The 14,052-nt window shown below is 72.1% G+C and carries 8 protein-coding genes; 4 read left to right on the top strand and 4 right to left on the bottom strand.

What is annotated here, in order from left to right; all coding sequences use genetic code 11:
• Window positions 1–23: 23 nt before the first annotated feature.
• From FXO23_RS11520 to FXO23_RS11505, 4 genes are read left to right on the top strand one after another with little or no spacing between them, the layout of a single operon-like run.
• Window positions 24–830, top strand: coding sequence for a TIGR03084 family metal-binding protein (locus tag FXO23_RS11520; RefSeq protein ID WP_425484856.1), 807 nt, complete (start codon window positions 24–26; stop codon window positions 828–830).
• 53 nt (window positions 831–883) lie between these two features.
• A complete protein-coding gene (locus tag FXO23_RS11515) occupies window positions 884–6,679 on the top strand; it encodes a type I polyketide synthase (RefSeq protein WP_158883809.1) in 5,796 nt (1,931 codons plus the stop codon).
• A 1-nt stretch (window position 6,680) separates the two neighbouring features.
• The gene (locus tag FXO23_RS11510; protein WP_158883807.1) at window positions 6,681–7,130 is read left to right on the top strand and encodes an acyl-CoA thioesterase; all 450 of its coding nucleotides are present in this window, start codon (window positions 6,681–6,683) and stop codon (window positions 7,128–7,130) included.
• Window positions 7,131–7,189: 59 nt separating this feature from the next.
• Window positions 7,190–8,731, top strand: a complete 1,542-nt coding sequence (locus tag FXO23_RS11505) for an acyl-CoA carboxylase subunit beta (RefSeq protein ID WP_158884201.1) — start codon at window positions 7,190–7,192, stop codon at window positions 8,729–8,731.
• A 40-nt stretch (window positions 8,732–8,771) separates the two neighbouring features.
• On the opposite strand, the gene FXO23_RS11500 is transcribed toward FXO23_RS11505, so the two are convergent.
• The 4 genes from FXO23_RS11500 to FXO23_RS11485 are packed head-to-tail and all read right to left on the bottom strand — an operon-like array spanning window position 8,772 to window position 14,040.
• Window positions 8,772–10,145 carry a cytochrome P450 gene (locus FXO23_RS11500; protein ID WP_246257140.1) on the bottom strand — a complete coding sequence of 458 codons (1,374 nt, stop codon included), beginning with the start codon at window positions 10,143–10,145 and terminating at the stop codon, window positions 8,772–8,774.
• Window positions 10,142–11,125, bottom strand: a complete 984-nt coding sequence (locus FXO23_RS11495) for an enediyne biosynthesis protein (RefSeq protein WP_158883805.1) — start codon at window positions 11,123–11,125, stop codon at window positions 10,142–10,144. The genes FXO23_RS11500 and FXO23_RS11495 overlap by 4 nt, the downstream gene beginning before the upstream one ends.
• Window positions 11,126–11,130: 5 nt before the next feature.
• Window positions 11,131–13,089 carry a CRTAC1 family protein gene (locus FXO23_RS11490; RefSeq protein ID WP_158883803.1) on the bottom strand — a complete coding sequence of 653 codons (1,959 nt, stop codon included), beginning with the start codon at window positions 13,087–13,089 and terminating at the stop codon, window positions 11,131–11,133.
• Window positions 13,090–13,092: 3 nt separating this feature from the next.
• On the bottom strand, window positions 13,093–14,040 hold the full coding sequence (locus FXO23_RS11485) for a DUF1702 family protein (protein WP_343034471.1): 948 nt from the start codon (window positions 14,038–14,040) through the stop codon (window positions 13,093–13,095).
• Window positions 14,041–14,052: the final 12 nt, after the last annotated feature.

Here is a 14,052-nt window from a genome sequence, read left to right as displayed (position 1 = left end):
CGACTTCCAGCGAGGGCAGACGGGTGACAATGCTGCAGGACACCATCGCGAACCTGACCGCGGACGCCGAAGAGTTCGACGCCATGGTCACCGGACTGGACGAGGCGAGCTGGTCCCTCCCGACCCCGGCGCCCGGCTGGACGATCCGGGACCAGGTCGGGCATGTGGCCTTCATCTTCCGGATCGCCGGGATGGCGGCCGCGGACCCCGAGGCGTTCCGCGGGGTCACCGAGCGCATCGGCGCCAGGGGATTCGCGCAGGCGGTCGACGACGCGCTCGCCGACTACGCGGGCCACTCACCGGCGGACCTCCTGGCCCGCTGGCGGTCCGAACGCGACGCCTCGATCAAGGCGCTCGCCGCCGTTCCGGCGGGGCGGCTGGTGCCCTGGCTGGTCAACCCGTTGCCACCGGAGGTCCTGGCCTGTGCCGGGATGATGGAACTGTTCGGGCACGGCCAGGACATCGCCGACACCCTGGGGATCCGCCGCCGGCGGACCGATCGGCTCCGGTACCTGGCGGGGTTCGCCGTCCGCACCTGGGAGTTCGGCTACCAGGCGCGCGGGCTGACGCCACCGGACACCGAATTCCGGTTCGAACTGACCGCTCCCTCGGGCGCTCGCTGGGAGTTCGGCCCCGCCGACGCGCCGCAGAAGATCACCGGGCCCGCCGCGGACTTCTGCCTGCTGGTGACCCGGCGGCGCCACCGGGACGATCTCGCCCTGGTCGCGACCGGCGCCGACGCCGACGCGTGGCTCGACATCGCCCAGGCCTATCGCGGGCCCGCCGGACCCGGCCGCGTGCCGGGGCAGTTCGCGAACACACCGGGCTGACCGCGGCGGCACCCGATCCTGATCCGAATCCATACCAAGGGGAGTGCGGCGGAATGAGGGGCGAACGTATCGCGATCGTCGGGATTGGACTCACCTATCCCGACGCCGGTTCACCGGACGAGTTGTGGGACAACGTGCTGGCCGGTCGCCGCGCCTTTCGCCGGATACCCGACGAACGACTCAACCGCGACGACTACTGGTCGCCCGATCCGGCGGCCCCGGACCGCAGCTACGTGGACAAAGCCGCGGTGCTGCGCGACTTCGAGTTCGACCGGGTCCGCTACAAGATCGCCGGGAGCACGTTCCGGGCGACCGATCTGACCCATTGGCTCGCGCTGGACGTGGCCGCCCGGGCACTGGCCGACGCCGGATTCCCCGGTGGCCGGGGGCTGCCGAGGCGGACCACCGGGGTCATCCTCGGCAACAGCCTCACCGGGGAGTTCTCCCGGGCGAACGTCCTGCGGCTGCGGTGGCCGTACGTGCGCCGGACCGTGGCGGCCGCACTGGCCGCCCGCGGCTGGGACGCCGCGGAACTCGGCTCCTTCCTGGCGGATCTGGAGCGCCAGTACAAGGCGCCGTTCCCCGAGGTCGGCGAGGACACCCTGGCCGGTGGCCTGGCGAACACGATCGCCGGCCGGATCTGCAACTACTTCGATCTGGCGGGCGGGGGCTTCACCGTGGACGGCGCGTGCTCGTCGTCGCTGCTCTCGGTCACCACGGCGGCGAACGCGCTGATCGAGGGCGATCTCGACGTGGCACTCGCCGGGGGCGTCGATCTGTCCATCGATCCCTTCGAGACCATCGGTTTCGCCAAGGTCGGCGCCCTGGCCACCGGTGAGATGAAGGTGTACGACCGCGGTTCCAACGGGTTCTGGCCCGGGGAGGGCTGCGGGGTGCTGGTGCTGATGCGCGAGCAGGACGCGCTCGCGCGCGGCTCGCGGCTCTACGCCTCGATCACCGGTTGGGGCGTCTCGTCCGACGGCAAGGGCGGCATCACCCGCCCCGAAGCCGCCGGGCACCGTCTGGCCCTGCGGCGGGCGTACGCCCGGGCCGGATACGGCGTCGAGACCGTCTCCTACTTCGAGGGCCACGGCACGGGCACCGAGGTGGGGGACACGACCGAGATCGACGCCCTGTCCAGCGCGCGTCGTGACGCGGACGCGGCGGTCGCGCCCGCCGCGCTCAGCACGATCAAGGGCAACATCGGGCACACGAAGGCCGCGGCCGGGGTCGCCGGGCTGATCAAGGCCGCGCTCGCCGTGCACCACCAGGTGATCCCGCCCGCCACCGGCCACTACGACCCGCATCCGCTGCTGCTCGGCGCGGACGCGGCCCTGTACGTGCCGACCGGCCCGGTCCGGTGGCCCGGCGACCAGCCGATCCGGGCCGGGGTTTCGGCGATGGGATTCGGCGGCATCAACACCCATGTCGCGCTCACCCAGGCGCCGGACGCCCAGCGGCGGGAAACCCTCGACGAGCGCGCCCGATCCGTGGCCGGTGGCCGCCAGGACGTCGAACTCCTGCTGTTCGACGCCGACGATCCCGCCGGGCTCCGCGCCCGGATCGCCGAAGCGGCGGCGCTCGTGCCCCGGCTGTCGTTCGCCGAACTGACCGATCTCGCGGGCGCGCTCGCCAAACGGCTCGCCGGCCGCGTCTGGCGGGCCGCGGTGGTCGCCGCCAAGCCGGAGGACGCGGAACGCAAGCTGACCCGCCTGCTCGGCCTGCTGGACGAGGGCACGACGAACGCGAGCGCGATAGGCGAAGGTGTCTTCCTCGCCGGACGGGGAACCGCTCCCCGCATCGCTTTCCTGTTCCCCGGCCAGGGTTCGGGCAACGGATCGGTCGGCATGCTGCGCCGCCGGTTCGCCGCCGCCGAGGAGATCTTCCGGATCGCCGCGTTGCCCACCGGATCCGATCAGGTGGCCACCGAGGTCGCGCAGCCGCGGATCGTGGCCGGTTCCCTGGCCGCGGTGCGGGTGCTGCGCGGGCTGGGCATCGAGGCCGCCACCGCCGTCGGCCACAGCCTGGGCGAACTGACCGCACTGCACTGGGGCGGCGCGCTGACCGAACGGGAGGTGCTCCGGCTTGCCGCGGTCCGGGGCGCGATCATGGCGACGGCGAGCGGCGGGGGCGGGGCCATGGCGGGGCTCGCGACCACCGCGGACCACACCGAACGCCTGATGGCGGGCGAGGACGTGGTCATCGCCGGGTACAACGCGCCGGGCCAGACGGTGATCTCCGGTCCGTCGGACGCGGTGGCCCGGGTGTGTGCCCGCGCCCGGGCCGACAACGTGACCGCGACCCGGATCCGGGTCTCGCACGCGTTCCACTCCCGGGACGTCGAACCGGCGGCCGCGAAACTGACCGAGCGCCTCGACGAGTTCGGTTTCGCCCCGCTCGCCCGGCCGGTGCTGTCCACGGTCACCGGCGACCGCCTGCCGTCCACTGTGGACCTGCGTGCGCTGCTGCGCGACCAGGTGGTGCTCCCGGTCCGGTTCCACGAGGCGGCCGCGAACGCCGCGCGCGGCTGCGACCTGGCCGTCGAGGTGGGGCCCGGCCGGGTGCTGGCGGGACTGTTCCAGCAGATCGCGCCGGACACCCCGGTGCTGTCGACCGACACCGACAGCGACTCCCTGGGCGCGGTGCTGCGGGTGGTCGGCGCCGCGTTCGCGTTCGGCGCGCCGGTGGACACCGACGCCCTGTTCGCGGACCGGGTGGTGCGGCCGCTCGCGCTGGACGGCGAGCTGAACTTCCTCGCGAACCTCTGCGAGCAGGCGCCCCCGCTCGGCGCCCTCCCGGCGGGCGCGCCCGCCGGAGCCGTGGAGCCCGCCGCCGTGCCCGCGACGGCGGACGGGGAGGCCGGCACCCTCGCGCTGCTGCGGAAGCTCGCGGCCGAACGGGTGGAGCTGCCGCTGGAAACGGTCACCGCCGACACCCACCCGCTCGACGATCTGCACCTGAGCTCGATCACGGTCGGGCAGCTGGTCAACGACGTGACCCGGACCCTCGGCCGCCCGCCGCTGGAGGGCATGCCGAGCGTCGCGACCGCGCGCCTGGGCGAACTCGCCGAGCTGATCGATCGGCTCTCCGACACCGCGCGCCCGGACGACGAGGCCGCGCGCGAGGCGCCCGGGTTCGCCACCTGGGTGCGGCCGTTCTCGGTGGAGTACGTCGAATCCGCCCGCGCGGGCGGATTCGACGGCGCCGGCGAAGGCGACTGGTCGGTGTTCGCGCCGCCGGGCCATCCACTGGCCGAGCCGTTGCGCGCGGCCCTCGCCGGTGCGGGGCTCGGCGACGGGGTGCTGCTCTGCCTCCCCGCGGAATGCGACGCCGATCAGCTCGGGCTGTTCCTCGACGCCGGTCGCGCGGCCCTGGCGGCGGCCGAGGGCAGCCGGTTCGTCGTGGTGCAGCACCGGTTCGGCGCATCCGGCCTGGCCAAGACCCTGCACCTGGAGCGGCCGTCGGTCCGCACCACGATCGTGGAACTGCCCGAGATGGCCCCGGCCGGGAGCGCGCTCGGCGAGGCGGTGCGCCGGGTGGTGGCCGAGGTGGCCGCGACCACGGACTTCGCCGAGGTGCGTTACGACCCCGATGGCACGCGGACGATCCCGCGGCTGAGACTGCTCGCCGAAACCCCGGCGGAGCCCGCCCCGCTGGGCGCCGGGGACGTCCTGCTCGTCACCGGGGGCGGGAAGGGGATCACCGCGGAAAGCGCGCTCGTGCTGGCCCGGGACTCGGGCGCCGCACTGGCTTTGCTCGGCCGCAGTGATCCGGCCGGGGACGCCGAACTCGGTGCGAACCTCGCCCGGATCGAGGCGTCCGGCATCCGCTGGCGGTACGAGCGCGCCGACGTGACCTCGCCCGAACAGGTCCGCGCGGCGGTCGACCGGATCCAGGCCGGGCTGGGCCCGGTGACCGCGGTGCTGCACGGCGCCGGGATCAACGAACCGGTCGCGCTGTCCGGCCTCACCGAGGAGGCGTTCCGCGCGACGGTGGCCCCCAAGGTCGACGGCCTGCGCGCGATCCTCGCCGCGGTGGAGCCGGATCGGCTGGCGCTGCTGGTGACCTTCGGCAGCATCATCGGCCGGGCGGGGGTGCGCGGAGAGGCGCACTACGCGACCGCGAACGACTGGATGACCGAACTCGCGCTGCGCTTCGGTGCGAGCCATCCGCGGACCCGGGTGCTGGCGCTGGAATGGTCGGTGTGGTCGGGCGCCGGGATGGGCGAACGGCTGGGCGTGGTCGAGTCGTTGAAACGCGACGGCATCACGCCGATCTCGACCGAGCAGGGCATCGACGCGCTGCGGCGGCTGCTCGCCGTTCCCGCGGCCACGCCGCTGGTCGTCACCGGCCGGGCCGCGGGCCTGCCGACGCTGACCTTCGAACCCCGGGAGACGCCGCTGCGCCGGTTCGCCGACCGCGTCCTGGTGCATTACCCGTCCGTCGAACTGGTCACCGAGGCGGACCTGTCCGCCGGGAGCGATCCCTACCTCGGCGACCACCTGCTCGACGGGGCCCTGCTGTTCCCGGCCGTACTGGGCATGGAAGCCATGGCCCAGGTGGCGGGCGTGCTGATCGAGCACACCGGGCCGCCGTTGCTGGAGAACGCCGAGTTCCTCCGGCCGGTGGTGGTCCCCCCGGCGGGCGCCACCACGATCCGGCTGGCGGGGCTGGTCCAGGGGCCGGGCACGGTCGATGTGGTGCTGCGCAGTTCCGAGACCGGGTTCGCGGCCGATCACTTCCGCGCCCGGCTGCGGTTCCCGCGGCCCGAACCGCCCGCCGGGCCCGAGGCGGAAAGCGCCGTAGCCCGGATCCCGGTCGATCCGGCCACCGAGCTGTACGGCGGAATCCTGTTCCAGGGCAAGCGTTTCCAGCGGTTGACCGGCTACCGGCGGGTGCGCGCGCGGCAGGCGGTGGCGGAGATCGCCACCGGGGAACAGGGCTCCTGGTTCGCGCCGTTCCTGCCGCAGGAACTGGTCCTCGCCGATCCGGGCGCCCGCGACGCGATGATGCACGCCATCCAGTGCTGCGTGCCGGACGCGACCCTGCTGCCGCAGCGCGTTGACCGGCTCTACCTCGCCGCACCCGCGGACCGGGAGTCCGCGACGCTGGTGCTGGACGCGCGCGAGCGCTCACAGGACGGGGACAGCTACGTCTACGACCTGGTCGTGCGCGACCTCACCGGAACCGTCGTCGAGCGGTGGGAAGGGCTTGTCCTGCGGGCGGTTCGCAAGCGGGACGGCGCCGGGCCCTGGGTCCCCGCGATGCTGGGACCCCATCTCGAGCGGGCCCTGGAACGGGTGCTCGGCGCCGGTCCCGCCGTGGTCGTCGAACCGGATCCGGCGGGTGGTGCGGCGGCCACCGTCGAGGAGCGGCGCGCGCGGACCCGGCTCGCCGTCGGGCGGATGCTGGCGGCACCGGCGGGCCCGCGGTACCGCCCGGACGGCAAACCCGAAGTCGACGGGGTCACGGTGTCGGCTTCGCACGGGGCCGGGCTCACCCTGGCCGTGCTCGGATCCGGCGATCTGGCCTGCGATGTCGAGGCGGCGGCCGAACGGGGCGAACCGGACTGGGCCGGTCTGCTCGGCCCCGGGCTGCTCGCGGTCCGGGACCTGCTGACCGCCGAGACCGGGGACTCGGCGGCGGTCGCGGGCACCCGGCTCTGGAGCGCGCTGGAATGCGTCCGCAAGACCGGTTCGACCACCCAGGAACTCGCCCTGCACCGGGTCCATCCGGACGGCTGGGTGACGCTGTCCGCGGGCAACGCGCGGGTCGCCACCTGGGTCACCGCGGTGAACGACCGGCCGGATCCGGTCGTCTTCGCGGTGCTGACGGGCGAGGGGGAATGACATGGCGGCCTACTACGAGATGCGGCACACCGTCGGATTCGAGGAGACCAATCTGGTCGGGAACGTCTACTACGTGAACTACCTGCGCTGGCAGGGCCGGTGCCGCGAACTGTTCCTCAAGGAGAAGGCGCCCGCGGTGCTGGCGGAGGTGCGCGACGATCTCAAGCTCTTCACGCTGCGGGTCGAATGCGAGTTCTTCGCCGAGATCACCGCGTTCGACGAGCTGGCCATCCGGATGCGGTTGGAGGAGCTCACCCAGACCCAGATCCAGTTCAGCTTCGACTACGTGGCCCTCCGGGACGGACGGGAGGAGTTGGTGGCGCGCGGGCGGCAGCGGATCGCCTGCATGCGCGGACCGAACACGCGGACCGCCCCCGCCAGGGTGCCCGAGGCCCTGCGCCTCGCCCTGACGCCGTACGCGGAGAACGCCGGGAATCCGGCCACCGCATGACGGCGGGGGTGAACGGGCGCCGGATCGACGGGCTCCCGGACCGGGCCTCGGCTCGTTCGATGCGGCTGCTGCGCGAAGAACACCGCCTGCTGCGCCGGCAGATCGTCGAAGGCCGCCCCGAGGCGGCGGACCGGCAACGGGCGCTGGGCAAGCACACCGCGCGGGAACGGCTGGCCCTGCTGCTGGACGAGGATTCGTTCACCGAGATCGAGCCCTACCGCCGCCACCAGGCGCGCGGGCCGAAGGTGGACGGGGACCGCCCGTACACCGATGGCGTGATCGCTGGTTCCGGCACGATCGACGGGCGCCGTGTCTTCGTGTACGCGCAGGACTTCACGGTCTTCGGGGGATCGCTGGGCGCCGCGCACGCGGCGAAGATCCACAAGGTGATGGATCTCGCGATCGCCACCGGTTCGCCGGTGATCGGGCTGAACGACAGCGGTGGCGCCCGGATCCAGGAGGGCGTGCTCGCGCTGGACGGCTACGGCGGGATCTTCCGGCGCGAGGTCGAGGCCTCCGGGGTGGTGCCGCAGATCAGCGTGGTGCTCGGCCCGTGCGCGGGCGGCGCGGCCTACTCGCCCGCGCTGGCCGACTTCACCTTCATGGTCCGCGGCACGGCGCGGATGTACCTGACCGGCCCCGACGTCGTCGAGGCCGTCAGCGGGGAACGGGTCAGCCACGACGAACTGGGCGGCGCCGAAGTGCACGGGGAACGGTCCGGGCTGGTCACCGTGGTCCACGAGGACGAGGAGTCCTGCCTGGCCGACGTGCGCTACCTCGTCTCGTTGCTCCCCTCGAACAACCTGGAACCCGCACCGCGCACCCCGCCGCGGGGCGCGGCGACCGACGACCGGCCCCGGTTCGCCGAACTCGTGCCGGTGGAGCCGAACCGGCCCTACGACATCAAGGCGGTGCTCGAGGAACTGGTCGACGACGGCGACTTCTTCGAACCGCACGAGCTCTGGGCGCCGAACGTGGTCTGCGCGCTCGCGCGGATCGACGGCGAGGTGGTCGGGGTGGTGGGCAACCAGCCCTCGGTGCTCGCCGGTGTGCTGGACCGCGCCGCCGCGCAGAAGGCCGCGCGGTTCGTCCGGTTCTGCGACGCGTTCGGCATCCCGCTGGTGACCCTGGTGGACGTGCCCGGGTTCCTGCCCGGCGCCGAGCAGGAGCACGCGGGCATCATCCGGCACGGCGCGCAGCTGCTCTACGCGTACTGCGAGGCGACCGTGCCGCGGATCCAGGTGATCCTCCGCAAGGCCTACGGCGGCGCGTACATCGTGATGGATTCCCGATCGATCGGCACCGACCTCTCCCTGGCGTGGCCGACCAACGAGATCGCGGTCATGGGCGCGGAGGGGGCGGTGAACGTGCTGTTCCGCCGCGAGCTCGCGGCGTCCGCCGAACCCGAGCGGCTCCGGCGCGAGCTGGCGGCCGACTACGCCGAGCGGTTCATGCATCCGCAGTACGCCGCCGAACGCGGGCTCGTCGACGACGTGATCGACCCGGCGCAGACCCGCTCGGCGGTCGCCCGCGGCCTGGCCATGTTGCGCGACAAGCGCACCGCCGGGCCGCGCCGCAAACACGGGAACATGCCGCTGTGAGGTGCCCGGCCGCGGCCGGGCACCTCACAGCGAACCGCATTCACCCCGCGGGGCGCACCGTCATCGGCAGGCCGTCGCGCACCCGCAGGGACAGCATCGGCTCCGGAACCGCGCGGTAGCCCGGAAGCGTGCTCAGCCGGAGATCGCGGGTGACCACCGCGAGCACGAACACGGCCTCCAGCATGCCGAGGCTGTTGCCCACGCAGAATCGCGGACCCGCGCCGAAGGGGAGGTAGGCGTACCGCGGACGGTCCGCCGCGCGCGCCGGATCGAACCGTTCCGGATCGAACCGCTCGGGCAGGTCCCAGAAGGCCGGATGCCGGTGCAGCGTGTAGGTGCACACCACGACGTCCGCACCGGGCGGGACGCGGTAGCCGCCGATCTCGTCGGCCTCCCGCGCCAGCCGGGGGAGCAGCCACACCGGCGGGTAGAGGCGCATGACCTCCTGCACCACCTGCGTGGTGTAGGTCAGCCGGTGCAAGTCGTCGTACGCGGGCAGCCGGTCGCCGAGGACCTCGAGGGCCTCCTGGCGCAGCCGTTCCCGGACCTCGGGATGCCGGTCCAGGAGGGTGAACGACCAGCTCAACGTGCTCGCGGTGGTCTCGTGACCGGCCAGCAGCAGGGTGATCAGCTCGTCGCGGGCGCGCTGCGCGCCGAGCCGCGGATCGCCCTCCGCCCCGGCCGCGGCGACCAGCCGGGAGAGCAGGTCGTCGTCGCCGGTGCCCGGCCGCGTTCGCCGTTCGGCCACGAGTTCCTCGGCGATCCGGCGAAGCTGATGGCGAGCCCGGCGGAAACGCCGCTGCCTGGGCAACGGCAGCCAGGCCGGCACCCAGCCGAGCGTCACCGCCTCGAACATCGCTTGGTCCTGCACGGCTTCGAAGGATTCGCGGATGGAACCGAACGAGGCGATCTCGGTGTCCAGCAGCGCCCGCCCGAGAACGCCGAGCGTGAGCCGGGTCATCTCGCCGAGCACGTCCACCGGCTCGCCGCCCCGGTGCTCGCGCAGCCGGGCGACCAGTGCGGCGGCCTCCTCGGCCACCACCGCGGCCTGCTCGGCGATGCGCTTGTGCTGGAACGCCGGCTGGATGGCGGCGCGCTGCTTCCGCCACAGTTCGCCGTCGCTGGTCAGCAACCCGTCACCCAGGGCCCGGCGCGCCTCGGCGAGGCCGATTCCCTTGCGGTAGTTGGCGTTGTTGTCGGCCAGGATGTGCTTGGCGTGCTCCGGGTGGTTGAACAGGTAGAGCGATTTGGGCCCGATCGTGATCCGGACCGCGTCTCCGTATTCCTCCGCCGCGGCGGACAGCAGGGTGAGCCGGTCGGTGAACAGATCGCGCAGCAGGCGGGCGGTGGCGCCGCGCGGGGGCCCGGGCAGGGTCCCGCGCGGCGCGCGCCGCATGCTGATCTGGCTGGTCATGCCCGCACTACCCGATCGCGAGCGCCCGAATCGTCCACAACGGACGGTTCCGGCACCGCGGCGAGGTTCGCCCGCGCCTCCTGCTGCGCGCGCGCCTTGTGCACGAAGTGCAGCCCCCACAGGAAGAGCCCGCGGATCAGGCAGACCGCGGTGGTGGCGAAGAACAGCCCGTACGCGATGTGCGCGACCATGAAGAACCCGTAGAGCAGGGCCACCCCCGCGCCGAAGGCCACCTGCGCCCCCGGCCGCGACGGCGTCGTGCCCGGGTCGGTCACCATGTAGTTGGTGAACAGGACGAACGCGACCCCGGTCATCATGCCCAGCGCCGCCGGGATCGAGGTGTCGAACAGCAGTCCGCGGACGATCGACTGCAGCGCGAACACGATCAGCCACGCGCCGATCAACCACATCCGGCCGGTCAGCTTCGCGTTGAGCACCGTCCCGGAGATCAGGATGACCGCGACGATGAGCCAGCCGACCCAGGTGTTCACGTGTTCGGTGAAGTGGTAGGGCGGCGCGATGCTGGCCCAGGGGAAGAGCAGCAGGATCACGCTGATGCCCAGATTGGAGGGATTCATGTAGTGCCGCAGCTTGCCGCGCACCGGGGCGCGCAGGATCCACTTCGCGCTCACCGCCACCACGACCCCGAACATCATCACCAGAATCTGGTCGTTGACGTAGGTGAGCATGTTCAGCGCCAAACCGGTGATGTGCGCCGGGTAGAGGAACTCCAGGACACCGCGGAAACCGCCGCCCAGGAACCGGGGCGGGCGTCCGTCCGCCCGCGCCGCGATCAGCTCCAGCCCGATCTCGGTGGCGTACGCCGTGGCGATCGCGACCAGCGGCCACGTCCACGGCTGCTCGAAACCGAGCAGGGTGTAGCCGAGGATGTTGAAGATCGAGATCGAGATGGCGAATCTCCGCAACGCGATGACGACCTTCGGGTCGTGTCGCGGGGGACTGGTCTTCTGGTCGGCCATCGCCGTCACCTCTCGTTCGCCTGGGAGCCGAGCTGGAGGGAATGCCAGCCGGGACTCATCCGCAGATCCGATTGCCGTGCCTGGCCCGTCCGGTCCCGCCACTGCAGGCGCACCTGGACCGGTCCGGAAGCCTGGTCGCCGAGTCCGATGTGGACCTCGTGGCTGCGCTTGCCGGAATGCCCGCTCCCGCCGTCGACCCGGCCGATGTGCTTGCGGCCGTCGGCGGTCGTCACGGTCACCTCGGCGCCGATCACCGGCGAACCGGTCGCGGGCAGCGGTCCGGCGGCCGCGGGGGAGTCGTAGGTCAGCCGCAGGCCCAGGAAGGCGCCTGGGGACGGGCTTTCGTTGTGGTAGAAGACCGGAGCCTCCCACTGCCGGGCCACCGCGAAGTCGAGCCGGCCGTCGCCGTCCGAGTCACCGGTGCCGATGCCGCGGGTGGGCACCGGGACGGCGAGGCCGAGCCGGGGCGCCAGATCCGTGTACCGGCCGTCGGAACCCTTGACGAAGAAGTGCAGCGTCTGGTTTCCGGCGATGTCGTCCCCGCTTTCCACCTTCGGCCACCACAGCGGGTTGTCCAGCAGGGCGTCGTTGGCGGTGGCGAGTTCCTGGAGCTGCGGCCAGCGGTTGACCCCGCCCTTGACGAAACCGGTCGCCTGCGCGATCACCGGATCGCCGCTGTTGTCGAAGTCGTCGATCTTGACGTCCCAGCCCCAACCGGACCAGGCGGTGCCCGTTTCCCCGCTGCGGTCGGTGTACGGCGCCTCGCCGTCGTTCAACCGGGCGCGCAGCTCGGCCTGGTCCCTGGCGGTGGGGCTGAAGTGGAAGTTGCTCTCCTGGATGCCGAAGCTCGTGGTGATGTTGCTGACGAACATGTCGTACAGGCCGTTGTGGCCGAGGTCGCCGAAGTCGACCCCCATCCCCTTGAAGGAGTCGTTGCCCAGCCGCTTGGACTTGGGCACCCCGGGGGTGTGCGCGCCGATCGTCGAGCGGAACTGGAGGCGGCCCGGGGTGGACTGGTTGTACAGCAGGCGATCCGGGCCGAAGTCGTTCGCGACGTACAGCTCCGGGAGCAGATCGCCGTCGAGGTCGGTCGCGCTCGAGGCCAGGGACCAGCCGGTCCGCGCCTCCTCGGGGAACACGTCGTCGCGGCCCTGGTAGGTCGGCGCCCCCGCGGCCGTGCCGGTCCAGCGGAACAGGAGTTTCTGCCCGCTGTTCTGCGCGTGGGACATGGAATGGTTCATCTCGACGCCGGTGCTGGCCTTGTCGTCGAGCACCGGGCCGTCGGGGAAGTAGTTGCCGATGAAGATGTCCTGGTGCCCGTCGCCGTCGAAGTCCGCGACCGTGGCGGTGTTCGTGTTCCACTGTGGACCGGTGTACCGGCCGCCGGTGGAGTTCGGGCCGGGCGCCAGTTCGGTGGGCTGGTAGGCGCTCGCGTCGAGCCGGGTGGCGCCCGGTTTGGCCAGGTACAGGATCGAGGTCCGGCCCCAGTAGTAGACCAGCAGGTCGAGCCGGCCGTCCTCGTTGAAGTCCGCGGGCACGCAGCCCATCGGGGCCAGCACGTCGTTCATCGGCAGGGGAGCGGGGTCCAGCGCGAACGGCGCGTAGCGGTCGGCCCGCGCACCCGGGGTCGGGGTGAGCACGATCTGGTCGCTGCGCGGATCGACGAGGCAGAGGTCGTTGCTGAGCCCGTCCCCGTCGAGATCGTTCATCGCCACCGCGGCCCCGACCGAGGAGATCCAGGCGCGGATGTGCTCGTAGTCCTGGTTGACCTTGCGGATGTTCTGCTGCGTGGCCGCCGCCGGCATCGCGATGGACATCGGGGTGAACGCGTACCGGCTCGCCATGCGGTCCAGCTCGGCATCGGCCGTCGCCGGAAGGCTGACCACGAAGTACCCGATCACGACCACCGCGACAGCGATGACCCCGGCCAGTTGCCTGCGCAACCAGCTAGTAGTCGTGGTCATGTGCTAACACCTCCCAAGTGAGACGAATTCGTCGGCGATGCGCTGCCGCCAGATCGCGTGCCCCGGGACCCCGTCCTCGCCGTGCTCGGGCCGGGTTCGCAGGCAGACCTGCGACGCCTCGTGCGGTGACATGCCGCAGAACAGTTCGGTGGCGAGGCCGGTGTGCGGCACCACCAGCCCGGCGCGCACCCGGGCCTCCGCGGCGAACGCGCTGCCCTGGGCGACCTGGGGCCGGTACTGGCCCGCCTGATCCCAGAACACCCGCAGTTCCCGCGGATCGGCGCCGCCGGCGTAGGTGGCGGCCAGGCCCGCGCCGCTGTACAGATCGGCATGCCGCCGTTCGGTGAACTTCTCGATCAACGTGCGGGTGAGTTCGGGATCGGTGCCGGCCACGAACCACAGCGCCCGGCCGATGCCCTGATCGAGCACCCTGCCCACATAGGACGCCGGTGCGTCGGGCCAGGTGAACCCCGGATCCTCGTACTGCTCGTGCACGTAGCGATCGGTGTGGAAGTAGGCCTGGTGGAAGCCGTAGCCGTCGAGCAGGAACCAGCGCAGCGTCGGGTCCAGGGACTCGATGCGGGGCCAGCGGAACCGCGGCAGCCGGGCCATGGCCCAGCCGACGCCGATGTAGGCCATGTAGATGTGGTCCTCGCCCCGGCCCCGGAGGAACTCGGTCACCCGGCGGCCGCTGGTGAACGGCAGCGCGTCGACCACCGTGAACCCCATCGCGGCGCCCTCGTAGGCGAATCCGCGGAACCGGGTGGGCAGGTCTTCGAGGCGCTCTTCCGCGGTGCTGGTGGACTTGGCTTCCGCCGCGTAACCGTAACCGGTGAGAAACGATACGCCCACCGTTTCGAGTAGCTCTTTACTGGATTCGTTCTTGATGTGAAAACCACGTTTCGCCATCGTGGTCTGCGTGAAACTCGGTGTCAGGGCACGGCGAACCAACGCCCTCCAAGT

The organism is Amycolatopsis anabasis, assembly GCF_009765355.1.
Classification (GTDB): domain Bacteria; phylum Actinomycetota; class Actinomycetes; order Mycobacteriales; family Pseudonocardiaceae; genus Amycolatopsis; species Amycolatopsis anabasis.
This window is presented reverse-complemented; position numbering and strand designations above follow the sequence as displayed.

Bases quoted from the DNA above. Each gene is read 5' to 3' on its own strand.
- FXO23_RS11515 (WP_158883809.1), top strand. From the start codon at position 884: ATGAGGGGCGAACGTATCGCGATCGTCGGGATTGGACTCACCTATCCC.
- FXO23_RS11510 (WP_158883807.1), top strand. From the start codon at position 6,681: ATGGCGGCCTACTACGAGATGCGGCACACCGTCGGATTCGAGGAGACC.
- FXO23_RS11505 (WP_158884201.1), top strand. From the start codon at position 7,190: ATGCGGCTGCTGCGCGAAGAACACCGCCTGCTGCGCCGGCAGATCGTC.
- FXO23_RS11500 (WP_246257140.1), bottom strand. From the start codon at position 10,145: ATGACCAGCCAGATCAGCATGCGGCGCGCGCCGCGCGGGACCCTGCCC.
- FXO23_RS11495 (WP_158883805.1), bottom strand. From the start codon at position 11,125: ATGGCCGACCAGAAGACCAGTCCCCCGCGACACGACCCGAAGGTCGTC.
- FXO23_RS11490 (WP_158883803.1), bottom strand. From the start codon at position 13,089: ATGACCACGACTACTAGCTGGTTGCGCAGGCAACTGGCCGGGGTCATC.